The organism is Streptomyces sp. NPDC051310, from assembly GCF_044455245.1.
GTDB lineage: Bacteria > Actinomycetota > Actinomycetes > Streptomycetales > Streptomycetaceae > Streptomyces.
Genome location: NZ_JBITEO010000022.1, coordinates 83998 through 107393, shown reverse-complemented (window position 1 = coordinate 107393; position 23396 = coordinate 83998). Strand labels below are relative to the sequence as shown.

Annotated in this window: 19 protein-coding genes and 1 pseudogene; 6 read left to right on the top strand and 14 right to left on the bottom strand. The window is 72.5% G+C overall.

Translation table 11 applies throughout. The annotated features are described in order from the left end of the window. Positions 1–21: 21 nt before the first annotated feature. From ACIA79_RS27095 to ACIA79_RS27050, 10 genes are all read right to left on the bottom strand, one after another. Positions 22–1806 carry an IucA/IucC family protein gene (locus ACIA79_RS27095; protein ID WP_399430957.1) on the bottom strand — a complete coding sequence of 595 codons (1785 nt, stop codon included), beginning with the start codon at positions 1804–1806 and terminating at the stop codon, positions 22–24. After that, positions 1803–2360 (bottom strand): GNAT family N-acetyltransferase, encoded by a 558-nt coding sequence (locus tag ACIA79_RS27090; protein WP_399430956.1) that lies wholly within the window; start codon positions 2358–2360, stop codon positions 1803–1805. Before ACIA79_RS27090 ends, ACIA79_RS27095 begins: the two co-directional genes overlap by 4 nt. After that, on the bottom strand, positions 2357–3619 hold the full coding sequence (locus ACIA79_RS27085) for a lysine N(6)-hydroxylase/L-ornithine N(5)-oxygenase family protein (RefSeq protein WP_399430955.1): 1263 nt from the start codon (positions 3617–3619) through the stop codon (positions 2357–2359). Before ACIA79_RS27085 ends, ACIA79_RS27090 begins: the two co-directional genes overlap by 4 nt. Beyond that, complete coding sequence (locus ACIA79_RS27080; RefSeq protein ID WP_399430954.1) at positions 3603–5045, bottom strand: pyridoxal phosphate-dependent decarboxylase family protein; 1443 nt, start codon at positions 5043–5045, stop codon at positions 3603–3605. The genes ACIA79_RS27085 and ACIA79_RS27080 overlap by 17 nt, the downstream gene beginning before the upstream one ends. 154 nt (positions 5046–5199) lie before the next feature. After that, complete coding sequence (locus ACIA79_RS27075; RefSeq protein ID WP_399430953.1) at positions 5200–6081, bottom strand: siderophore-interacting protein; 882 nt, start codon at positions 6079–6081, stop codon at positions 5200–5202. A gap of 5 nt (positions 6082–6086) precedes the next feature. Then, positions 6087–7139, bottom strand: coding sequence for an ABC transporter substrate-binding protein (locus tag ACIA79_RS27070; protein ID WP_399430952.1), 1053 nt, complete (start codon positions 7137–7139; stop codon positions 6087–6089). A gap of 202 nt (positions 7140–7341) precedes the next feature. Then, positions 7342–8502, bottom strand: a complete 1161-nt coding sequence (locus ACIA79_RS27065; protein ID WP_399430951.1) for an acyl-CoA dehydrogenase family protein — start codon at positions 8500–8502, stop codon at positions 7342–7344. 7 nt (positions 8503–8509) lie between these two features. Continuing rightward, the gene (locus tag ACIA79_RS27060; RefSeq protein ID WP_399430949.1) at positions 8510–9496 is read right to left on the bottom strand and encodes a hydroxymethylglutaryl-CoA lyase; all 987 of its coding nucleotides are present in this window, start codon (positions 9494–9496) and stop codon (positions 8510–8512) included. Further along, positions 9493–11430: an acetyl-CoA carboxylase biotin carboxylase subunit gene (locus tag ACIA79_RS27055; protein WP_399430979.1), complete on the bottom strand. Its 1938-nt coding sequence runs from the start codon at positions 11428–11430 to the stop codon at positions 9493–9495. The genes ACIA79_RS27060 and ACIA79_RS27055 overlap by 4 nt, the downstream gene beginning before the upstream one ends. Positions 11431–11462: 32 nt before the next feature. Next, entirely contained in the window at positions 11463–13079 is a 1617-nt protein-coding gene (locus ACIA79_RS27050; protein WP_399430948.1) for a carboxyl transferase domain-containing protein, read from the bottom strand. 98 nt (positions 13080–13177) lie between these two features. On the opposite strand from ACIA79_RS27050, the gene ACIA79_RS27045 reads away from it, so the two are divergent. The 3 genes from ACIA79_RS27045 (at position 13178) to ACIA79_RS27035 (ending at position 16024) form a co-directional block, all read left to right on the top strand. Next, on the top strand, positions 13178–13810 hold the full coding sequence (locus ACIA79_RS27045) for a TetR/AcrR family transcriptional regulator (RefSeq protein ID WP_399430947.1): 633 nt from the start codon (positions 13178–13180) through the stop codon (positions 13808–13810). Between the two features lie 215 nt (positions 13811–14025). Further along, the gene (locus ACIA79_RS27040; RefSeq protein ID WP_399430946.1) at positions 14026–15237 is read left to right on the top strand and encodes a DUF418 domain-containing protein; all 1212 of its coding nucleotides are present in this window, start codon (positions 14026–14028) and stop codon (positions 15235–15237) included. Between the two features lie 16 nt (positions 15238–15253). Next, positions 15254–16024 (top strand): phosphatase, encoded by a 771-nt coding sequence (locus ACIA79_RS27035; protein WP_399430945.1) that lies wholly within the window; start codon positions 15254–15256, stop codon positions 16022–16024. A 30-nt stretch (positions 16025–16054) separates the two neighbouring features. Here ACIA79_RS27035 and tesB read toward each other — a convergent pair whose 3' ends face one another. The 3 genes from tesB to ACIA79_RS27020 all read right to left on the bottom strand — a co-directional run bounded on the left by tesB (position 16055) and on the right by ACIA79_RS27020 (position 19376). After that, positions 16055–16927 (bottom strand): acyl-CoA thioesterase II, encoded by an 873-nt coding sequence (tesB, locus tag ACIA79_RS27030; RefSeq protein WP_399430944.1) that lies wholly within the window; start codon positions 16925–16927, stop codon positions 16055–16057. Positions 16928–16932: 5 nt separating this feature from the next. Further along, positions 16933–18090, bottom strand: a complete 1158-nt coding sequence (locus ACIA79_RS27025; protein ID WP_399430943.1) for an acyl-CoA dehydrogenase family protein — start codon at positions 18088–18090, stop codon at positions 16933–16935. Between the two features lie 104 nt (positions 18091–18194). Next, positions 18195–19376, bottom strand: a complete 1182-nt coding sequence (locus tag ACIA79_RS27020) for a helix-turn-helix domain-containing protein (protein ID WP_399430942.1) — start codon at positions 19374–19376, stop codon at positions 18195–18197. A 166-nt stretch (positions 19377–19542) separates the two neighbouring features. On the opposite strand from ACIA79_RS27020, the gene ACIA79_RS27015 reads away from it, so the two are divergent. Further along, positions 19543–20148: a hypothetical protein gene (locus tag ACIA79_RS27015; protein WP_399430941.1), complete on the top strand. Its 606-nt coding sequence runs from the start codon at positions 19543–19545 to the stop codon at positions 20146–20148. 290 nt (positions 20149–20438) lie between these two features. Beyond that, a pseudogene (locus ACIA79_RS27010) lies at positions 20439–20795 on the top strand (M48 family metallopeptidase); the annotation flags it as partial. A gap of 52 nt (positions 20796–20847) precedes the next feature. Here ACIA79_RS27010 and ACIA79_RS27005 read toward each other — a convergent pair. Then, positions 20848–22245, bottom strand: a complete 1398-nt coding sequence (locus tag ACIA79_RS27005; RefSeq protein WP_399430940.1) for a PucR family transcriptional regulator ligand-binding domain-containing protein — start codon at positions 22243–22245, stop codon at positions 20848–20850. Positions 22246–22388: 143 nt separating this feature from the next. On the opposite strand from ACIA79_RS27005, the gene speB reads away from it, so the two are divergent. After that, the gene (gene speB, locus ACIA79_RS27000) at positions 22389–23384 is read left to right on the top strand and encodes an agmatinase (RefSeq protein WP_399430939.1); all 996 of its coding nucleotides are present in this window, start codon (positions 22389–22391) and stop codon (positions 23382–23384) included. Positions 23385–23396: the final 12 nt, after the last annotated feature.

The window sequence follows — 23396 nt, the reverse complement described above, 5'->3', positions numbered from 1 at the left end:
CCGGGCGCCGGCCCGCCCGGATCACGCGAACCGCGCGATCGGGTTCTTCAGCGTGCCGATCAGCTGGAGCGCGGCCGACGGGTCCGACAGGTCCACCATCTGCTTGTTGTTGCGCAGCTGGAGCCGGTTGAGGCAGGACAGCGTGAACTCCTCGGCGAACATGTCGTACTGCCGGAACTTCTCCGCCAGCTCCGGCTTCGCGTCCTGGTACCCCTTCACGCACTCGGCGACCGTGCGCCAGAAGCCGTCCTCGTCCAGTACGCCCTCGGCGGCGAGCGTCGCCCCCAGGAAGCGGAAGAAGCAGTCGAAGACGTCGGTGAAGACGGACAGCAGCTTCGTGTCCTCGGGCACGTCGGCCCGGATGCGCTCGACGGCCGGCGGCAGGACCGCGTCGGCGTCCATCACCACGATCTCCTCGGCGATGTCCTTGAAGATCGCGCGCTGGACGATGCCGTCCTCGATCACCAGGATCACGTTCTCGCCGTGCGGCATCCACGCCAGGTCGTAGGCGTAGAAGGTGTGCAGGATCGGCAGCAGGTACGCGTCCAGGTAGCGGCGCAGCCACACGGTCGGGGCCAGGCCCGACTCGGCGATCAGCGCGCCGGCGAAGGACGCGCCCTCGTGGTCCGTGTGCAGCAGCGACGCCATGGTGGCCAGGCGCTGGCCGTCCTCGATCGTCGGCACCGGGCTCTCGCGCCACAGCGCGGCGAGCATCTTGCGGTACGGGGAGTACCGGTCGGTCGCGGCCTCGTACTCGAGGTGGCGGTAGCCGACGGCCGCGCGCTCGCGGATGATCGAGAAGCGGGCCGCCTTCAGGACGTCGTCGCCGTCGATCAGGTGCGCCAGCCAGTCGTTGATGGCCGGCGTGGCCTCCATGTAGGCGGCGGACAGGCCCCGCATGAAGCCCATGTTGAGGACGGAGATGGCCGTCTTCACGTAGTGCTTGGCGGGGTCGGTGGTGTTGAAGAAGGTACGGATCGACTGCTGGGCCAGGTAGCGGTCGTGGCCCTCGCCGAGGAAGACCAGGCGCCGCTGGGCGATCTCGGCGGCGAAGGTGACCGACAGCTTGTTCCACCACTGCCAGGGGTGGACCGGCATGAGGAGGTAGTCCGCGAGGTCCAGGCCCAGGCCGGCCAGCGTCCTGGCGAAGCCGTCCACCGTCGTGTCGCCGAGCTCGGCGCGGATGAAGGCGTCGTACTCGATGCCCTCGCCCGCCGTGAAGGTGGTGCGGTCGCGGCGCGCGGCCAGCCAGATCAGCCGCAGGGGGCTCGCGGCCTCGGGCGCGTAGGCGTGGTACTCGTCGATGCCGAAGCCGAGGCGGCCGTTGTTGGCCACGAAGCACGGGTGGCCCTCGGTCATGCCCGTCTCGACGGCCTGGAAGCCGGACTTCGCCAGTTCGGCGGCCGGGACCGGCGGCTTGGCCGACTTGTACGCCGTGCCCGAGAGGGTGGAGGAGATCTCCTCCAGGTAGACCGGGAGGACCTCGTCGCTCAGGCCGAGCGAGCCGCGCAGCTCGATGACGAACCGCAGCGCGTCGAGGGGGAGCTCCTCGCCGCCGTGGTGGCGGCTGATGGACGCGGCGTCGACCTGCCAGTGGTCGAGGGCGTACCGGTCGGCGGTGAAGCGGTACTCGGTCGTGCCGTCGTCGCTGAGGACGCGGTAGCGGTTCTCCCCCAGGGGCTCGGGCGTGAGCAGGCGCTCGTGGGCGAACTCGGCGAGGCCCTTGCGGATCAGGAGGCGGTTGGCGTGGGCCCAGCGTTCGGGGGTGAGGTGCGCGACCGGGTCCGGCGCGCCGGCCGGGCTCATCGGGCGGCCCCCACGGCGGCCAGGAACTGCTCGCGGGTGCACACGCTGAGGTAGGCGTCCTTCTCCGGCTTGGCTATCCGCTCGACGATCTCGAAGCCGACGGCCGCGTTCAGGGCGTGGACGGCCTCGTTGCGGACGTCGGGCTCGACGACGACCCGCTCGGTGGCCGGGTCGCGGAACAGCTCCGCCATCACGGCGGTGATGACGGCGCGGGTGAAGCCGTGCAGCGGGGTGTCGGTCGGGGCGACCAGGAAGTGCATGCCGACGTCACCGGGCCGCGCCTCGTACAGGCCGACGAGCTCGGCCTTCGAGGGGTCGTAGCGCTCCATCAGGAAGGCGGGCTCGCCGTCGTGCAGGCCGATGAAGGCGTCGTGGTGCGGGTGGGCGGCGATCGCCGCGTAGTCGCGCCGCACGTCCGCGACGGAGTGGTCCTGCATCATCCAGAAGGCGGCCTTGGGGTGGGTGACCCAGGAGTGGACCAGCTCGGCGTCCGCGAGCGGGTCGAGGGGCCGGAACGCGAAGGTCCCGATGGCGCGGGTCGTGGCGGTGCTCATACGGAGAACTCCTGGAACGCGATGGTCTTCTCGACGGGGTAGTACTCGGAGCCCAGCAGTTCGCCGATGATGTACGCGTTGCGGTAGGCGCCCATGCCCAGGTCGGGGCTGGTGATCGAGTGGGTGTGCACGCCGGCGTTCTGCAGGAAGATGCCGCGGCCGGTGGTGTCGATGGAGTAGTTGCGGGCGACGTCGAAGCGGCCCTGGCCGTCCCAGCGGATGCGGTCGCGCACCGGCTCCAGGAAGGCGGGCGTGACGTACTTGTAGCCGGTGGCCAGGATCAGGCCCTCGGTCTCGATCTCGTAGTCCTTGCCCTGCTCCTCCTGGCGCAGGCCGAGGACGTACGTGCCGTTCTCGTACGCCGCGGTGTTCAGCGACGAGTTGGTGAGCAGGCGGGTCGGGACCGGGCCGGCGAGGTTCTTCTGGTAGAGCAGGTCGAAGATCGCGTCGATCAGCTCGCCGTCGATGCCCTTGAACAGGCCCTTCTGCTGCGACTCCAGCCGGTAGCGGGTGGCCTCCGGCAGGGCGTGGAAGTAGTCGATGTACTCCGGGGAGGTCATCTCCAGGGTGAGCTTGGTGTACTCCAGCGGGAAGAACCGCGGGGAGCGGGTGACCCAGTTCAGCTTGTAGCCGTGGACGTCGATCTCGCTGAGCAGGTCGTAGTAGATCTCCGCCGCGCTCTGGCCGCTGCCGACGAGGGTGATCGACTTCTTCTTCTGCAGCGCTTCCTTGTGGGGGAGGTAGCGCGAGTTGTGGATGTAGTCGCCGCCGAGGTCCCGGCAGGCCTCGGGGAGGTACGGCGGGGTGCCGGTGCCCAGCACGAGGTGGCGGGCCAGGAACGTTTCTCCACCCTCGGTGGCGACCGCGTACAGACCGGCCTCGTCGTCGTACTCGACCGTCGTCACGGTCGTGCCGAACCGGATGCTGCTCAGCTTGGCGGCGGCCCAGCGGCAGTAGTCGTTGTACTCGGTCCGCAGCGGGTAGAAGTTCTCGCGGATGTAGAACGAGTACAGCCGGCCGTTCTCCTTGAGGTACTGGAGGAAGGAGTACGGCGACGTCGGGTCGGCGAGGGTGACGAGGTCCGACATGAACGGCGTCTGCAGGTGTGCGCCTTCGAGGAACATCCCCGAGTGCCACTCGAAGTCCGGCTTGGACTCCAGGAAGAGGCCGTTCAGCTCGTCGATCGGCTCGGTCAGGCAGGCGAGGCCGAGGTTGAACGGACCCAGTCCGATACCGATGAAATCAAGAGGCGTGGACAAGGTTCTCTCCAAGGTACTGCTCGGCGTGGCCGGCGATCAGGTCGAGGACGGCGGCGATGTCGTGCACGGTCGTCTCAGGGTTGAGCAGGGTGAACTTGAGGTACTGGCGGCCGTCGACCTTCGTACCGGCGACGACGGCCTCGCCCGACGCGAACAGCGCCTTGCGGGCGTGCAGGTTGGCGCGGTCGATCTCCGTGGGGGAGGTGACGTCGGCCGGGATGTAGCGGAAGACCAGGGTGGACAGGGAAGGCTGCACGACGACGTCGTAGCGCGGGTCGCCGGCGAGCAGGTCCCAGCCGGCCGCGGCGAGGTCGCACACCTCGTCGAAGAGCTGCCCGATGCCGTCCGCGCCCATGACGCGCAGCGTCATCCACAGCTTGAGCGCGTCGAAGCGGCGGGTCGTCTGCAGCGACTTGTCGACCTGGTTGGGGATCCTCTCCTCCACGGTGCGCCGCGGGTTGAGGTAGTCCGCGTGGTACGTGGCGTGGCGGAGCGTCGCCCGGTCCCGGACCAGCACGGCGGAGGAACTGACCGGCTGGAAGAAGGACTTGTGGTAGTCGACCGTGACCGAGTCGGCGCGGTCGATGCCGTCGAGGAGGTGGCGGCGGGTGGGGGAGGCGAGCAGCCCGCAGCCGTAGGCGGCGTCGACGTGCATCCAGGCGCCGTACTGGGCGGCCAGCTCGGCGATCTCCGGGAGCGGGTCGATGGAGCCGAAGTCCGTGGTGCCGGCGGTCGCGACGATCGCCATGGGCGTGAGGCCCTGGGCGGCGCACAGCTCCAGCTCGGCGGCGAGGGCGACGGACTGCATCCGCTTGTCGCGGTCGGTGGGGACGGCGACGACCGCCTGCGGGGACAGGCCGAGGAGTTTGGCGGACTTCTGGACGCTGAAGTGGCTGCACTCGGAGGTGAAGATCCGCAGTTTCGCCAGGTCGTCGGTCTTGGCCTCCTCGCGGGCGAGGAGCAGCGCCTGCAGGTTGGACTGCGTGCCGCCGCTGGTGAAGATGCCGTCGGCGGCGGGGCCCAGGCCGATGCGGCCGGCCGTCCAGTCGATCAGGCGGCGCTCGATGAGGGTGCCGCCCGCGCTCTGGTCCCAGGTGTCCAGCGAGGAGTTGACGGCGGAGAGGACCGCTTCGCCGAGCACGGCCGGGATGACGACCGGGCAGTTGAGGTGGCCGAGGTAGCGGGGGTGGTGGAAGTAGACGGCGTCGCGCAGGTAGACCTGCTCCAGCTCGTCGAGCGCGGCGGAGGCGTCGCCGAGCGGCTGGTCGAGGTCGACCGCGGCGATGACGGGAGCCAGCTCGTCCGGGGTGACGCCGGTGAACGGCCGCTGGGTGGAGGCGAGTTTGTTCGCCACCCGCTCGACTCCTTCGGTGACACAGCGCCGGTACTGGTCCGCCGTCGCGTCATTGAGCAGGTGCGAGCGCATGCGTTGTCCTTCCGGGGACAGGGGGGTGTCGGCCCCCCGGGACATGGGGAGGGGGGCGAGGGGCGACATTCGAACTGAGGTTAGCCTAACCTAAGTTCCATGCGCAATCTTCCCTCGCCCCCCATGGGGAACGGCAGTTACTGCGTGATCTGCGTTACGCGGCGTCGCCCGACGCCTCGTCGTCGGACGGCTCCGGCGCCTCGCGCAGGGCGTCCTCGCTCAGCCCCATGCGCCAGTAGCCGACGAACGTCACGCGCCTGCGGTCCAGCCCGCGTTCGTTCACCAGGTGGCGGCGCAGCGCCTTGACCGACCCCGACTCGCCCGCGATCCAGGCGTACGGCGCGGAGCCCCGCAGTACGGCGGCGCGCACGGCCTCGACGGCACTCGGCGCCCCCTCCTCCCGGACGAGCCAGGTGATCGTGGCGTCCGCCTCCGTCACCGGCTCCAGGCGGTCGGCCGCGTACGGCACTTCGAGCCACACCTGGGCCCGCAGGCCCGCCGGCAGCGACTCCAGGATCGACGAAGCGGCGGGCAGCGCCGTCTCGTCGCCCCAGATCAGCACCTCGTCGGCGTCCTCGGGGAGCCGGAACCGCACACCGGTGTTGTCGGCGACGGCCGGACCGAGGACGACCACGCGGTCGCCCGCGGTGGCGTTCTGCGCCCAGCGGCAGGCCGGTCCGCCGTCCTCGTGGACGGCGAAGTCGATGTCGACCTCGGTCGTCCCGTCGCCGGCCGGGCGCTGCTCGCGCACGGAGTACGAGCGCATGACGGCCCGTACGTCGTCGGGCATGGCGCGCCAGGCGCCGAGGACCCCGTACAGGTCGTCGGTGTCCAGCGGCGGCAGGACCGGCTCCGGCTGGCCCGGATGCGGCAGGAACAGCGACAGCGACTGGTCGCGGCCGCCCGAGGCGAAGCCCTCCAGCTCCCCGGCGGTCGCGCCCGTGAAGGTGACGCGGACGAGCGACGGGCCGAGCCGCCTCGTCCGGTCGACCTGGAGGGCGAAGAAGCGGAACGGGACGGTCTCGGCTGTCGTCATCGGGGTCAGGCCACCTTCTTGGCGTTCTCGATCGCCTTGGCGAGGTCCTCGAGGATCGGGGCGCACTTGCCGTACGAGTAGACGGGCTCGGTCACGCGCGGGACGACCTGGCCGGCCTTGACGGCGGGCAGCTGCGCCCAGGTCGGCTTGGACTTGAGGGCCGCGGGCTGGAGCGCGGAGGAGCGGTTGTCCAGCAGGATGACGTCGGCCTTGTACTTGTCGACGGTCTCCCAGCTGAGGCTCTCGAACCAGCCGCCCTGGTCCAGCTTCGTGGGTGTGACCAGGTTGACGCCGAGCTCCTTGAAATACAGCGTGTCGCTGGGCCGGGCCGGGGTGGAGACGTAGAACAGGTCGGCGGCGGCGGAGCCGATCAGGACCTTGATCTCCGGCTTGGCCTTGGCCGCCTGGCGCAGCCGTGCGGCCGCCTTCTCGAAGCGGGCCTTGTCGTCGACGATCTGCTGGGCCTTCACATCGGCGCCGAGGGCCCGGGCCAGGTCGACGTGGCGCTGAAGCACCTTGGGCATCGACAGGTCGGAGGCCCACAGGGCGATGCTCGGCGCGATCTTGAGGATCTTGTCCTTCTGCTCTTCCGGGACGTACCAGAGCTGGTCCTTCTCCCACATGTCCGTGATGAGCAGCTCGGGCTGGAGCTTGAGGTACTCCTCGATCTTGAACTCGCCCCAGGTGTTGCCGATGATCTCGACCTTGTCGATGTCGAGGTCGCCGGCCTGGACGTCGGGGGTCCTCTTCTTGGTCTTCGGGTCCTCGACGTACGTCGGGCCGAAGACGCCCTTGACCTCGACGCCGAAGTCGTGGAGCGCAGCGGCGGTGCCGGTGAAGGCGACGATGTTCTTGGGGGCGGCCTTGAGCTCGACGGTCGTGCCGCGGTCGTCCTTGAAGGTGAACGGACCGGACTTCCCGGCGGCGGCGCCGGAGTCCTTGTCGCCCTTGCCGTTGTCGGTGCCGCACGCGACGAGCGCGGCGCCGAGCCCGAGGGCACCGCCTGCGGCGAGCAGACCACGACGGGTGAGATGAGTGGCTCGGGCGTTGCTGGGCATGGCGGGATCGCTTTCGTACGAGCCGATGATCGGCCTGGGCAAGTTCGAAGGTAGGTTAGCCTAACCTCAGGACTTGTCCAGGGGGTGCCCCTGGCATATTCGTCCGGGCCCGCGGCGCCCTTCCGTGACGACGGCTCCCCCGCACACGCCGGCGGGCCCGGCGCGGGGTCGTCCCCGGCCGGGCCCGCCGTAGCTGCCTGCGTCAGGCCGAGAGGCCCAACTCGCGTGCGATCAGCATGCGTTGCACCTCGCTGGTGCCCTCGCCGATCTCCAGGATCTTGGAGTCGCGCCACATGCGGGCCACCGGATACTCGTTCATGAAGCCGTAGCCGCCGTGGATCTGGGTGGCCTCACGGGCGTTGTCCACCGCGACCGTCGACGAGTACAGCTTCGCCAGCGCGGCCTCCTTCTTGAACGGCTCCCCGCTCACCAGCCGGGAGGCGGCGTCGCGCCAGCCGATACGGGCCATGTGCGCCCGCATCTCCATGTCGGCGATCTTGAACTGGATGGCCTGGTTGTCGCCGATGGGCCGCCCGAACGCCCGCCGCTCCTTGGCGTACTTCACCGACTCGTCCACGCATCCCTGCGCAAGACCGGTCGCCAGGGCCGAGATGGCGATACGGCCCTCGTCCAGGATGCGCAGGAACTGCGCGTACCCGCGGCCCTCCTCGCCCAGCAGGTTGGCGACGGGCACCCGGACCTCGGAGAAGGACAGCTCGCGGGTGTCCGAGGCGTTCCAGCCGACCTTGGAGTACGGGGCGGCCACCGTGAAGCCCGGGGTTCCGGACGGCACGATGATGGACGAGATGAGCGGCTTGCCCTCCGGGGTGCGGCCGGTGACGGCGGTGACCGTGACCAGACCGGTGATGTCCGTACCGGAGTTGGTGATGAAGCACTTCGACCCGTTGATGACCCATTCGTCACCCTCGCGGCGGGCCGTGGTCTTCGTCCCGCTCGCGTCCGAGCCGCCCTCCGGCTCCGTCAGCCCGAACGCACCCAGGATTTCGCCACTGCACATGCGCGGCAGCCACTGCTGCTTCTGCTCCTCGGTGCCGAAGCGGTAGAGCGGCATCGCCCCGAGCGAGACGCCCGCCTCCAGGGTGATGGCCACGGACGAGTCGACGCGCGCGAGCTCCTCGAGGGCGATGCCGAGGGCGAGGTAGTCACCGCCCATGCCGCCGTACTCCTCCGGGAAGGGCAGGCCGAACAGGCCCATCTGCCCCATCTCCCGGACGATTTCGTAGGGGAACTCGTGGCGCTCGTAGAAGTCGCCGATCTTCGGTGCGACGACCTCGTGGGCGAACTCCTCCACGGTGCGGCGCAGTTCCTCGTGCTCCGGTGAGAGCCGGTGGTCCAGGGACATCGGTCGGTCACTCCTTGTGGGAGGCGGCGCCGGCGAGGGCGCGGACTGTGCGGGAGGGGCTGGGACGGCCCAGCCGGCCGGCCAGCCACACGCTCGTGGCGGTGAGCAGGCCGAGGTCGACCCCGGTGTCGATACCGAGGCCGTGGAGCATCCACACGAGGTCTTCGGTGGCGAGGTTGCCCGTGGCGGACTTGGCGTACGGGCAGCCGCCGAGGCCGCCCGCCGAGGCGTCCACGGTGGTCACGCCGTGCTGGAGCGCGGCGAGGGTGTTGGCGAGGGCCTGGCCGTAGGTGTCGTGGAAGTGCACGGCCAGCGTGCCCACCGGGATCCCGGCGTCGTCCAGCGCGGCGAGCAGCTCCCGTACGTGGCCGGGGGTGGCCACGCCGATGGTGTCGCCGAGGCTCAGCTCGTCGCAGCCCATGTCCCTCAGGCGGCGGGCGACGCCGACCACCCGGGCGACGGGGACGGGCCCCTCCCACGGGTCGCCGAAGCACATGGACAGATAGCCGCGCACCGTCAGGCCCGCCTCCACGGCACGGGTGACGACGGGCTCGAACATGTCGAGCGACTCGTCCACCGTGCGGTTGAGATTGGCCTTCGCGAACGACTCGGTGGCGCTCGCGAACACGGCGACGTGCCGGGCCCCGAGGGCCAGCGCCCGGTCCAGCCCGCGCTCGTTGGGCACGAGCACCGGCAGGCGTACGCCGTCGAGGTCCCGGACGAGCGGGAACACCTGCTCGGCGTCCGCCAGCTGGGGCACCCACTTGGGGTGCACGAAGCTGGTCGCCTCCACGGTGGTGAGACCGGCGGCGGCCAGCCGCCGGATGAACTCGGCCTTCACCTCGGTGGGGACGGTGCCCTGCTCGTTCTGCAGGCCGTCGCGCGGGCCGACCTCGTGGATCCGCACGCGCGCGGGGAGCCCGGGCGCGGGCACGGTCATGGGCAGCCCGGCGGGTCCGGTGGGTCCGGTGGGTCCGGTGGGTCCGGTGGTCATTCCTCCTCCTTCGGGACGACCACGGCCAGGACCTGGTCCATGGCGACGGTGGTGCCGGGCGTGACGTCCAGCTCGGCGACGGTGCCGTCGTGCGGGGCGGAGATGACGTGCTCCATCTTCATCGCCTCCACGACGACCAGCCCCTGCCCGGCGACGACGTCGTCCCCGACGGCGACCTTCACCACGGTCACCGTCCCGGGCATGGGCGCGGTGAGCGAGTCGGCTCCGCCGTGCGCGGCCCGGCCGAGGGACGCCTCGACGGGGTCGTGGTCCAGGACGTTCCAGCTGTCCCCGTCCCGGCCCAGCCACGTCCCGGCGCGGCGGAAGGCGTGGGTGACGCCGTCCAGGGTGACCGTGACCGTGTCGTCCGTGACCCGCGCCCGGCCCCGGCTCCGGTGCGCGACGGGTTCGCTGCCCGCCACCCGCAGCCAGTGCGTCAGGGGCGCCGGTTCACCGCCGAGGCGCCATCCACTGGGCACGGAGAAGGGGTCCACCCAGCCACCGCTGTCCGGCCGGGGCCGCAGTGCGGCCTCCCGGACCGCCGCGGCCGCTTCGTAGACCTCCTCCGGGACGCCGTCGGGGACGAGGCCGTCCACCTCCCGCTCGACCAGTCCGGTGTCCAGGTCGCCGGAGACCACGTCGGGGTGGGCGAGGAGGCGGCGCAGGAAACCGGCGTTGGTCGGGACGCCGAGGGTGACCGTGCCGGCGAGCGCGGCGCGCAGCGTGCGCAGGGCGGTCGGCCGGTCCTCGGCGTGGACGATGACCTTCGCGAGCATCGGGTCGTACAGGCTGGAGATCTCCGAGCCCTCGCTCAGGCCGGAGTCGGTGCGCACGCCCGCGCCCCGCGGCTCGTCGAGCGCCAGGACGGTGCCGCCCGAGGGGAGGAAGCCCCGGGAGGGGTCCTCGGCGCAGAGGCGCGCCTCGACGGAGTGCCCGGTGAGCCGGATGTCCTCCTGGGCGAAGCCGAGCGGCTCCCCGGCGGCCACCCGCAGCTGCCACTCCACCAGGTCGATGCCGGTGACCAGTTCGGTGACCGGGTGCTCGACCTGGAGGCGGGTGTTCATCTCCATGAAGTAGTACGAGGAGGGGTCGCCGCCCGGGACGATGAACTCGACCGTGCCGGCGCCGCGGTAGCCGCAGGAGCGGGCCGCCTGCACGGCCGCCTCGCCCATCGCCGCGCGGGTCGCCTCGTCGAGCAGGACGCTCGGCGCCTCCTCGATGATCTTCTGGTGGCGGCGCTGGAGGGAGCACTCGCGCTCACCGAGGTGGACGACGTTGCCGTGCCCGTCCGCCAGCACCTGGATCTCGATGTGCCGGGGCCGGTCGATCCACCGCTCCACCAGCAGGGTGTCGTCGCCGAACGAGGCGCGGGCCTCGCGCCGGGCGGCCGCGATCTCGTCCAGCAGCGCCGACTCGACGCGGGTGAGCCGCATGCCCTTGCCGCCGCCGCCCGCCGACGGCTTCAGCAGCACCGGCATGCCGATCTCGCGGGCGGCCGCCGCCAGTTCGTCGTCGGTCAGTCCGCTGCCCGAGGAGCCGGGCACCACCGGGACTCCGGCGGCCCGCACGGTCTCCTTGGCGCGGATCTTGTCACCCATGAGCGCGATGGCCTCGGCCGGCGGCCCGATGAAGACGAGCCCCGCGTCCGTGCACGCCCGCGCGAACGCGGCGTTCTCCGCGAGGAACCCGTACCCCGGGTGGACCGCCTGGGCGCCGGTGCGCCGCGCCGCCTCCAGCAGCCGGTCCACGCGCAGATAGCTCTCGGCGGCGGGCGGCGGACCGATCCGTACCGCCGTGTCCGCCTCCCGTACGTGCCGGGCGTCGGCGTCCGCGTCGCTGAAGACCGCGACCGACCGGATGCCGAGGGCCCGCAGCGTACGGATGACGCGGACCGCGATCTCGCCTCGGTTGGCCACCAGGACGGTGTCGAACATCGTCGTCCCCATCGTCATCGTCGTAGGTCCCCTCACATCCGGAAGACGCCGAAGCCCGGCTCGCCGAGCGGGGCGTTGGCACACGCGGTCAGGGCCAGCCCCAGCACCTGGCGGGTCTCCATCGGGTCGATCACGCCGTCGTCCCACAGGCGGGCCGTCGCGTAGTAGGCGCTGCCCTGCCGCTCGTACTGCGCGCGGATCGGCGCCTTGAACGCCTCCTCGTCCTCCGCGGGCCAGGTGTCGCCGCGCGCCTCCAGCTGGTCGCGCTTGACGGTGGCGAGGACGGACGCCGCCTGCTCGCCGCCCATGACGGAGATCTTGGCGTTGGGCCACATCCACAGGAAGCGGGGGGAGTACGCCCGGCCGCACATGGAGTAGTTCCCCGCGCCGTACGAGCCGCCGACGACGACCGTCAGCTTCGGCACGCGCGTGCAGGCGACGGCGGTGACCATCTTGGCGCCGTGCTTGGCGATGCCGCCCGCTTCGTAGTCCCGGCCGACCATGAAGCCGGAGATGTTCTGCAGGAAGAGCAGCGGGATGCCGCGCTGGTCGCACAGCTCGATGAAGTGGGCGCCCTTCTGGGCGGACTCGGCGAACAGGATGCCGTTGTTGGCGACGATGCCCACCGGGTGGCCGTGGATGCGGGCGAAGCCGGTGACGAGCGTCTGCCCGAACTCCGACTTGAACTCCTGGAACCGCGAGCCGTCCACGATCCGCGCGATGATCTCGCGGGCGTCGTAAGGCGTGCGCGAGTCGACCGGCACCGCGCCGTACAGCCCCGCGGGGTCGACCTTGGGCTCCTCGGCGGGCTCCACGGACCAGGGCAGCGGGCCGCGGGCGGGGAGGGTGGAGACGATGTTCCGCACGATGCGCAGGGCGTGCGCGTCGTCCTCCGCGAGGTGGTCGGTGACGCCGGAGATGCGGGAGTGCACCTCGCCGCCGCCGAGCTCCTCGGCGGTGACGACCTCGCCGGTCGCCGCCTTCACCAGCGGCGGACCGCCCAGGAAGATCGTGCCCTGGTTGCGCACGATCACGGCCTCGTCGCTCATCGCCGGGACGTACGCCCCGCCGGCCGTGCAGGAGCCGAGGACGGCGGCGATCTGCGGAATGCCCGCGCCCGACATGCGGGCCTGGTTGTAGAAGATCCGGCCGAAGTGCTCGCGGTCGGGGAAGACCTCGTCCTGCATGGGCAGGAAGGCGCCGCCGGAGTCCACGAGGTAGACGCACGGGAGCCGGTTCTCCAGGGCCACCTCCTGGGCGCGGAGGTGCTTCTTGACCGTCATCGGGTAGTACGTGCCGCCCTTGACGGTCGCGTCGTTCGCGACGACGACGACCTCCCGGCCGGCGACCCGTCCGATGCCGGCGATCACCCCGGCGGCGGGCGCCTGGTCGTCGTACATGCCGTTGGCCGCGAGCGGGGCGAGCTCCATGAACGGGGATCCGGGGTCCAGGAGCGTGTCGACGCGGTCGCGCGGCAGCAGCTTGCCGCGCGCGGTGTGCCGGGCGCGGGCCTTCTCACCGCCGCCCAGACGGACGGCGACGAGCCGGGCCCGCAGCTCGTCCGCGAGCTCCTGGTGCGCGGCCTCGTTGGCCTGCCAGGCCGCGGAGGCCGGGTCGGCCGTGCTGCTCAGCACGGGTGCTTGCTGCATCGTGTCGAGCTCCCTTGCTCGTACGACTGAAGTTAATGAGCGTTAACGCGTTTCGTTCAGGTTAACGAGCGCTAACCGCCTTGTCTAGAATCAATCCCATGAGCACCCGCACCGATGCCCCGACGCGCCGCGAGCAGATCCTGAAGGAGGCCGCCCGCCTCTTCGCCGAGCGCGGCTTCCACGGCGTGGGCGTCGACGAGATAGGGGCCGCGGTCGGCATCAGCGGGCCCGGTCTCTACCGCCACTTCCCGGGCAAGGACGCGATGCTCGCGGAGCTCCTGGTCGGGATCAGCGAGCGGCTCCTCGACGGCGGCCGGCAGCGCGTCCGGGAACGCGAGCGCGCCGCCGCCCCGGCCCGGGAGCTGCTCGACGCGCTCATCGAGGGCCACATCGACTTCGCCCTCGACGACCGCCCGCTCATCACCCTGCACGACCGGGAGCTGGACCGCCTCCGGGAGAGCGACCGCAAGCGCGTCCGCCAGCTCCAGCGCCAGTACGTCGAGCTGTGGGTCGAGGCCGTCCGCGAGACCTACCCGGTCCTCGCCGAGTCCGCCGCCCGCGCCTCCGTCCACGCCGTCTTCGGACTGCTCAACTCCACCCCGCACCTCGGCCCCGCCGGCGCCCTGCCCGGCCGCGCCGCGACCGCGGCGCTGCTGCACCGGCTGGCCAGTGGGGCGTTCGCGGCGGCGGCCGACGGCGGGGAACCGCCCACGCCGGCCCCCGGTGCCTGACCCGCGTCCGCGCCCGTCCCCGGCACACCTCTCCACCCCGGGTCGGAGAGGCTGTCCTGCCCAGGTGTGACGCCGTTGCGCCATCCGGCTGACATGCTCGTCACCGGAACCGGCCCACCGGCCGCCGGCTCCCACCGGAACCGGCCCACACCACCGACGCCACCGACCTGGGACGTGAAGTGACGCAGGACCACGCGGACATACCCGCTCGGCCGGTGGCCGCGCGACCGGCCACCGGACCGCGCATCCTCGAAGTGGACGCGCTGCGCGGCTTCGCCCTCGGCGGCATCCTCCTGGTGAACATCCTGGTGATGTCGGGCACCTACGGCCGCACGGCGGCCGACCCGGCCGTGGCGGGTGCCGACCTGGTCGCCCACTGGCTGGTCACCGCCCTCGTCGAGACCAAGTTCTACCTGCTGTTCTCCTTCCTCTTCGGGTACAGCTTCAGCCTGCAGGAGCAGTCGGCGCGGAGCGCCGGAGCGCCGTTCGTCCCCCGGATGCTGCGCCGGCTCCTCGGCCTGTTCGTCCTCGGCGCCCTGCACATGGCGCTGCTCTACAGCGGCGACATCCTCACCATGTACGCCGTGCTGGGCCTCGTCCTGCTCCTCGTCCGCAACGCGGCGGCCGAGCGCCTGCGGCGCGCCGCGCGCTGGGTGTACGCGGTCCCCATCGGCCTGCTGTTCCTCCTGGGCGCCCTCGCCGCGCTCGCACCGGAGCCCGGCGCCGCCGAGACGGCGCAGGCCGCGCGGGACGCCGCCCGGCTGGCCGCGGACATGCGGGGCGACGCCGCCGACGTCATCGCCGCCAACCTCTCCGCCTGGTCCGACGCACTGGTCGCCCTGCTGCTCGCCGGCGGATCCGTCGTCGCGGCCTTCCTGGTGGGTCTGGTGGCCGGACGGCGGCACCTGCTCACCGGCGGCACGGCCGACCCGGCCCGGCTGCGGCGCACGCGCACCATCGGGCTGGCCGTGGGCCTGCCCGGCGGGCTCGTCATGGCCGCGGGAACCGTCGCGCCCCTCCCGGAGCGCTGGGAAGTCCTGTGCTACACCGTGGGCCTGGCCACCGCTCCGGCGCTCACCGCCGCCTACGCGAGCGCGCTGATGCTCTGGTTCGCCGGGCCGCGCGGCGCCCGGGCGGCCGCCCTGCTCGCGCCCGCCGGGCGCATGGCGCTCACCAACTACCTGTGCCAGTCACTGGTGATGGCACTGCTCTTCACCGGATACGGACTCGGGCTGTACGGCCGCGCGGGCGCGGCCGCCGCCGTGGCCGCGGGCCTCGCCGTGTACGCGGCGCAGCTGTTCGTCAGCCCCCGTGTGCTGGGGCGCTTCCGGCAGGGGCCGGTGGAGTGGCTGCTGCGCACGGTGACGCTGGGGCGGCCGCCCCGGCACTCCGGCATATGGGACGGCGGGCCTTCCGGGCCCCGCTGACGGCAGAATGGGGGGCATGCCGATACCCAGCCGCGCCGCCCTCGTCGAGCACCTCGTCCGCACCCGGATCGCCGGAGACGTCGCCACACCCCGCGACAACAACCTCTCCCACTACCGCAAGCTCGCGAACGGCGACCGCCACTACTGGCTCGGCCTGGAGCTGGGCACGCGGTGGACCGACGAGCAGGACGTGCTCGCCGTCATGGCCGAGCGGTGCGGGGTGAACGACGACCCGGCGCACCGCGCCGGGCAGGACACCATCGACCCCGAGCTGACCGTCGACGGGCTCGACCGGCTGGCCGCGCGGCTGCGCAAGGCCGCCGCCGGCAAGGAGCGGGTGCTGTTCGCGACCGGCCACCCCGGCGCGCTGCTGGACGTGCACAGCCGCACGGCGGCCGCCCTGCGGGCCGCCGGGTGCGACATCGTGCGCATCCCGGGCGGGCTGACGGCCGACGAGGGGTACGTGGTGCAGTTCGCGGACGTCGCCGTCTTCGAGCGCGGCGCGAGCCTGTGGCACACCCACTCGCCGGAGCCGATGAACGCCATCCTCGACCACCTGGCGGTCCAGCCCGACCTGGTGGTCGCGGACCACGGCTGGGCGGGCCGGGCGGGCCAGCGCGGCATCGACTCCGTTGGGTACGCCGACTGCAACGACCCCGCCCTCTTCATCGGCGAGGCCGAGGGCACCCTGCAGGTCACGGTGCCGCTCGACGACCACGTCGTCGACCCGCGCTTCTACGAGCCGATGACGGAGTACCTGCTGGACGCCGCGGGCCTCGTGTCCTAGGGGCGTCGTTCCTCGCCCGCGGGGCGGGTCTCAGGCCCTGGGGACGCGGACCACGCCCTCCTGGATGACGGAGATCGCCAGCCGGCCGTCCTGGGTGTAGATGCGGGCCTGGCCCAGTCCGCGGCCGCCCGACGCGGAGGGGGACTCCTGGTCGTACAGGAGCCACTCGTCGGCGCGGAAGGGCCGGTGGAACCACATCGCGTGGTCCAGCGAGGCGCCCACCACGTCGCCGACCGCCCAGCCGCCGCGGCCGTGCGCGAGCAGCACCGAGTCGAGCAGCGTCATGTCGGAGACGTACGTGGCGAGGCACACGTGCAGCAGCGGGTCGTCCGCGAGTTTGCCGTTGGTGCGGAACCAGACCTGGGAGCGCGGCTCGCGCGGCTCCCCGACGCTGCCCCACGGCGGCACCTCGGCGTACCGCAGGTCGACCGCCGCGCGGGCCTCCACCAGCCGCTCGGCGACCGGGGCGGGCAGGTGGCGCGGCAGCATCTCGGCGGCCGTCGGCAGGGTTTCGGGGTCCGGGGCGGGCGGCATGTCCGCCTGGTGCTCCAGGCCCTCCTCGTACGTCTGGAACGACGCCGAGAGGTGGAAGATCGGCTGCCCGTGCTGGACGGCGACGACCCGCCGCGTGGTGAAGGAACGGCCGTCGCGGATGCGGTCCACGGTGTAGACGATCGGCGCGCCCGGGTCCCCGGGGCGCAGGAAGTACGCGTGGAGCGAGTGGGCGAGCCGGTCCCCGGGGACCGTGCGGCCGGCCGCGACCAGCGCCTGGGCGGCGACCTGGCCCCCGAAGACGCGGGGGACCAGGGCCGACCGGGACTCGCCGCGGAAGATGTCCTGCTCGATCCGCTCCAGGTCGAGCAGATCGAGCAGGTCGTCGAGCGGCTGGACGCTTTGGGGCACAGGACCTACAGGCCCATCGACTTGGCGATGATGGACTTCATGATCTCGCTGGTGCCGCCGTAGATGCGGTTGACGCGGTTGTCCGCGTACAGGCGGGCGATCGGGTACTCGTTCATGTAGCCGTAGCCGCCGTGCAGCTGGAGGCAGCGGTCGATGACGCGGTGCGCGACCTCGGTGCAGAAGAGCTTGGCGCTGGCGGCCTCGGCCGGCGTCAGCTCGCCCGCGTCCAGCGCCTCCAGGGCGCGGTCGGCGACGGCCTCGGCGGCGTCGACCTCGGCCTGGCAGGCGGCCAGCTCGAACTTGGTGTTCTGGAAGTGGGCGACCGGCTTGCCGAAGACGGTGCGCTCGGTCACGTACTGCTGCGCGAACCGGACGGCCGCCTTGGCCTGGGCGTACGCGCCGAAGGCGATGCCCCAGCGCTCGGAGGCCAGGTTGTGGCCGAGGTAGTAGAAGCCCTTGCCCTCCTCGCCGAGCAGGTCCTCGACCGGGACCTTGACGTCGACGAAGGCCAGCTCGGCGGTGTCGGAGGTGCGCAGGCCGAGCTTGTCCAGCTTGCGGCCGATGGAGTAGCCCTCGGACTTGGTGTCCACGGCGAACAGGGAGATGCCGAAGCGGCGGTCCTGCTCGCTGGGGGCGGAGGTGCGGGCGCAGACGATGACGCGGTCGGCGTGCACACCACCGGTGATGAAGGTCTTGGCGCCGTTGAGGACGTAGTGCGTGCCGTCCTCGGAGAGCTTGGCGGTGGTCTTCATGCCCGCGACGTCGGAGCCGGTGCCCGGCTCGGTCATCGCCAGCGCCCACATCTCCTCGCCGGAGACGAAGTTCGGCAGGTAGCGCTTCTTCTGCTCGTCGCTGGCGAGCATCTTGATGTACGGCAGGGCGAGGAGCACGTGCACGCCGGAGCCGCCGAACTGGACGCCCGCGCGCGCGGTCTCCTCGTAGAGCACGGCTTCGAACTTGTGCGTGTCGAGGCCCGCGCCGCCGAACTCCTCGGGGACGTTGATGCCGAAGATCCCGAGCTCGCCGAGCTTGTAGTAGAAGTCGCGCGGCGCCTGACCCGCCGCGAACCACTCGTCGTAGACGGGGACGACCTCGGCCTCGATGAAGGCGCGGATGGTCTCCCGGAACGCCTCGTGGTCCTCGTTGAATACGGTACGGCGCACGAGCCGCCTCCTTCGGTTCCTGTCCTGGTCCGGCCGGTCGCTCCGGCGCTCCGGCATGTGCCTAAGCGCTTGCTCAGCCTGTGTCAGTCGAAGTTACTCATCGGTCACCCGGTCTGTCCAGACTCCGTGTCTGTGATCCAGCGCGCTTCGGCGGGGTCGTACACGTACGCCGGCCTCCCTCCGGTCCCGCTCGTGCGGAAAGGCTTCCCGCCGTCCGTGATCCGCACCGTCCCCGAACGGCCCCCGGCGCTCCACTCCAGCTCCAGGTACCAGCGGCAGTCGCAGCCCGCCGTCCGGGCGGAGACGAGCAGCTCCTCGGGGTCGGAGGAGGTGACCTTGTACGGGAAGGAGACGGCCGGGATCGTCCGGACCTCGGCGCCGGAGGCGTCAAGGCCGTCGACGGGCCTCGCGAGCGGGCGCGGCCGGTCGAGGTCCACGGCGAAGTGGCGCGGGGTGACGGCGCCGCCGCAGCCGTTGTCCATCCGGTACGCGCTCCACGGCAGCGGCGCGGCCCGGTCGACCACGCGCACGTGCAGGGCCTGGAGGACGACGGCGTCGGACGGCGACCGGCCCTGGAGTGTGATCCGCACCAGCGCCTCCCCGCCGTGCACGGCACCGTGCGTCCCGGCCCACGCACCGGAGTCGGCCGCAACCGGCGGCGGGGCGACCGCGCGGGGGGCACGGTCCACGAGGTAGGTGTGCCCGCATCCGCCCTGCCAGAGCTCGGAACCGATGGTCCAGGTGAAGGGGAGGGGGGCTGCGGTCCGCCCCGGAGGGGTGGAAGCGGGAGCGGGGGCGGAAGCCGTACGGGTGGGGTGGCCGAGCAGGGCGGCGGCGAGGGCGAGCACGACGAGGGCGACGGCGGCGGCGACGAGGAGGGGAGCGGAGGCGGCACGACGGGGGCGGGCGCGGGGCGCCTCCGGCGCGGTCGGGTCCGGGGCGGGGTCGGGGCCCGGTTCCGGCGCGGACGGTTCCGGGTCCGATTCCGGCGCGGCCGGCACAGGCGTGGGCGAGGGCAGGGGCGAGGCCGCTCGGCGGCGGGCGCGGTCCGCCTCCGTCCAGGCCGCCTCCAGGGCCCGCCGTTCCTCCTCGTCCGCCCCGCACAGCAGGGCGAGGCGGTCGACCACGGCGAACTCCTCCGGGACGGTCGCGCCGGAGCAGTAGCGGTGGAGGGTGGACGCGCTGACGCTCAGGCGCCGGCCCAGCGCCTCGAAACTCCTCCCGTCCCGCGCCTTCAGCGCGTGCACGAGCCCCGCGAACTCCTCGACGGCGGCGTCCTTCGGCATTCCATCCCCCTCGACCCTGCGTCCCACCCTCACGTCCTTGCACGTCAACGGGGGTGGAATGGTTCCGGGACGGATGGTGGGCGCGTGATCGTTGCAGGCGGCGGGCGCCGGCCCCACGCTGGTTGAGCACTGACCGAACGAACGACCCGACGGGGGATCCACCACCATGAACAAGCTCCGTACCGCACTCGCCACCGCCGCCGCTGCCGCCCTGGGCCTCGCGGCCCTCGCCACGGCCCCGGCGCAGGCCGCCGCCCAGCCCGCCTTCCTCGCCGCCTCCCAGATGCCGCCGTCGTCGACGCCGTGGACCGCCACCCAGGTCTTCACCGGCGTCCCGGAGAACGGCGGCGTCCTCTGCGCCCCGTACAAGATCCCGGCGCAGAACACCCGCTACCGCGAGTTCAGCACCGAGCTCGACACCAACGGCGTCCAGGTCACCACCGTCGCCCGCACCGAGGCCGACGCCGTGAAGCTGGTCGACACCCTCCGCAAGGCCCTCGCCGGCTGTGGGCCCCTGCTGGAGCAGCAGAATCCGGGCCTGAAGGCCGTCAGCGCCTCCCACGGCAAGCTCGACGTCGAGGAGGGAGCCTGGGTCTACAGCCTGGACACCGCCGACCCGCAGATCGGCATCACCGACATCCACCTGTTCTCCGTCGGCCGCGACGGCCGCACCGTCACCCTCGTCCGCTGGGGCCAGATGGGCGACCTCAAGGACGCCCCGCTGACCGCCTTCCGCACCACGACGAAGACCGCCGTCAACAAGCTCCACTGACCCGGGGGCTCTTCCAAGGGCTGACCACAACTCCGCAGCGGCGCGGCCGGAACCCGGGCGCGCCGCTGTCGTGCACACCTGCGGCGGAGAGGGGCCGGCACGCTGCTGAGATTCCGAACGGCCAATGTGCGGCCACTGCGCGACGAACAAGAACTGACCTTCGTCGTGCCCGAGGACGCGTCGAGCGCTGCCACCCGGCGCGTTCGGAGGCCCCTGTCCGGCTGGTCGCAGGACGGCTCGTTATCAGTGCGGCACAAGCCGCCGAGGCCACCCTGTGACGGGCGGCGCTCACCACCTGGTACTGCCGGGCCGGCCGTCGTTGGGCCGTGGGACGCCTCCAGCCGTGGGCGGCCCGCATGGGAGTGCCCGAGCCCACCCTGGACGCGTCCGATCTCGGACGCTGGGCCGGTTTCCGGCCCGGTCCCGACAAGCGGGAGAAGGGGCGGATGAGCCTCGGCTGGCCGCTGTTCCAGCTCCCCATGCACCTCGTGGACTACGTCGTGGCCCACGAGCTCGCCCACGTGAGGGTCCACGGCCACGGCCCGGACTTCTGGGCGCTGCTCGGACGGGCCCTCCCTGAGTACGAGGAGCGCAAGGCGGAACTCGACGAGCTGGGGCGGCGCATGTGGATGGGGGACATCGCGTAGGGGCCGTGCTTGCGTCCCCGGCGCCTGCGGTGGTCCGGGTGCTGCCCCAGGGTCACAACCACCGCAGCGCGAACCACAGCTCCATGCGGACCTCGGCGTCGTCCAGGTCGGCCTCCAGGAGGGCGGCGCAGCGCGCGATGCGCTGGCGGACCGTGTTGCGGTGCACGCCCAGCGCCGTGGCCGTGCGGTCCCAGTTGCCGTGCAGCGACAGCCAGGTGCGCAGGGTCTCCGTCAGGGGCTCGGTGAGCGGCCCGAGCAGCGCGCGGGCGTGGGCGGCGGCCTCCTCCGGGTCGACCAGCGCCGCCAGGCCGGCCTCGCGGTGCCGGGCCAGCGGGGTGTGCGCGGCCCGGGCCCGGCGCAGCGCCCGGGCCGCCTGGCGGTCCGCGGCGCCGAGCCCGCCGGGGTCCGCAGGCGCGCTGACCCCGAACGTCCAGCCCGGGGGCGGCGGCGCCGGCTCGCGGCCGGACGGCAGGAGCGCCCGGACCGTCCCCTCCCCGGCGTCCACCAGAGGGGTGCCCAGCGCCGGCACGGGCCCCTCGCCGCGCGCGTGCACCACGGTCCACGGCGCGTCGCCCAGCAGCGGGGCCACCTCCGCGGGCGCCGCGCCCAGCAGCAGGCGCACCAGGGCGCCCGAGCGGGCGGCCTCCTCGGCACCCTGGTGCGGCGCCGTCAGCAGCGACAGCAGCACCACCGCCACCCCCGCGACCGTGTGGTCCCCCGGCTCCCGCCGGGCCGCCGCGACACCGAGCGCGAGGCGCCGCTCGCCGCCGAGGGCGTACGCCGCGAGGTGCACCCCGGCGGCGGTGTCGGTGGCGGAGGAGGGGCGGGCCCCGGTGCGGAGCACCCCGGCCAGCCGCACCAGCGCCGCGGCCGCCTCCGGCGCGACGGGCCGCCCGGCCGCCGCGTACTCCGTGCCGTCCGGCGTGTAGAGCGCGGCCCGGCCGCCCAGCCGGGACGCCAGCGCCGCGAGCACCGCGGGCACCGGATCGGGCCGCGCCGCGGCGGACGCCAGCGCCTGCTGCGCCTGCGTCACGCGCCGCAGCTCGTGGTGGCGGGCCTGCTCCATCAGCCGCCACACCGCGCGCCCCACCGCCGCGAACGGCGTCCCGGGCGGCACCTCCAGCAGCGCCAGCCCGTGCCGCGCGCACGCCGCGACCAGTCCGTCCGGCACGGTGTCGTGCACCGGCGCCACCCCGAAACCGAGCGCCGCCGCGCCCGCCGCCACCACCCGCGCGACGTACCGCTCCGGGTCGGCGAGCTGCACGCCCGCGGTCAGCAGCAGCTCGCCGCCGAGCAGGTACGGGTACGGGTCGGCCATCTCCGAGGCGTGCACCCAGTGGACGCCGGTCCCGGGCGAGCCCGCGATCAGCCGCAGGCCCAGGTCCTCGCGGGCGAGGAGGTCGCCGAGCGGGACGGCCGGCCCCGGAGGGGGCGGCGTGGCCTCGGACATGGACGGTTCCTCCATCCGGAGCGTGCGTGATGGAGGAAACGTACACTTCTGCACCGCGCCCGGACCACCTACTGTCGTCACCGGCCCACGATTAGCCTTATGGGTCGAAAAGCGTAGAAGTCCGTGAAAGAAGGCATCTGGACATGAGCAGCAACGAGAACGTGACGCCGCGCGGCCCCATCGACTCGTCCCGCGTCCCGCGGTACGCCGGACCCGCCACGTTCGCGCGGCTGCCGCGGCTCGACGAGGTCGGCACCGCCGACGTCGCCGTCGTCGGCGTGCCCTTCGACTCCGGTGTCTCCTACCGCCCCGGCGCCCGCTTCGGCGGCAACGCCATCCGTGAGGCCTCGCGCCTGCTGCGCCCGTACAACCCGGCCCAGGACGCCTCGCCCTTCGCGCTCGCGCAGGTGGCGGACGGCGGCGACATCGCCGTGAACCCGTTCAACATCAACGAGGCCGTGGAGACCGTGGAGGCCGCCGCCGACGACCTGCTCGGCACCGGTGCCCGCCTGATGACGCTGGGCGGCGACCACACCATCGCGCTGCCCCTGCTGCGCTCGGTGGCGAAGAAGCACGGCCCGGTCGCCCTGCTCCACTTCGACGCCCACCTCGACACCTGGGACACCTACTTCGGCGCCGAGTACACGCACGGCACGCCGTTCCGCCGGGCCGTCGAGGAGGGCATCCTCGACACCGAGGCGCTGTCGCACGTCGGTACGCGCGGACCGCTGTACGGCAAGCAGGACCTGACGGACGACGAGAAGATGGGCTTCGGCATCGTGACGTCGGCCGACGTCTACCGCCGCGGCGCCGACGAGATCGCCGACCAGCTCCGCCAGCGCATCGGCGACCGCCCGCTGTACATCTCCATCGACATCGACTGCCTGGACCCGGCCCACGCGCCCGGCACCGGCACCCCCGAGGCGGGCGGCATGACCTCCCGCGAGCTGCTGGAGATCCTGCGCGGCCTGGCCTCGTGCAACCTGGTGTCGGCGGACGTCGTCGAGGTCGCCCCGGCGTACGACCACGCCGAGATCACCTCGGTCGCCGCCTCCCACACGGCGTACGAGCTGACCACGATCATGTCCCGCCAGATCGCGGCGCAGCGCGCGGCGGCCGCGGAGTCCCCCGCGCAGTAGCCGTACCGCCGT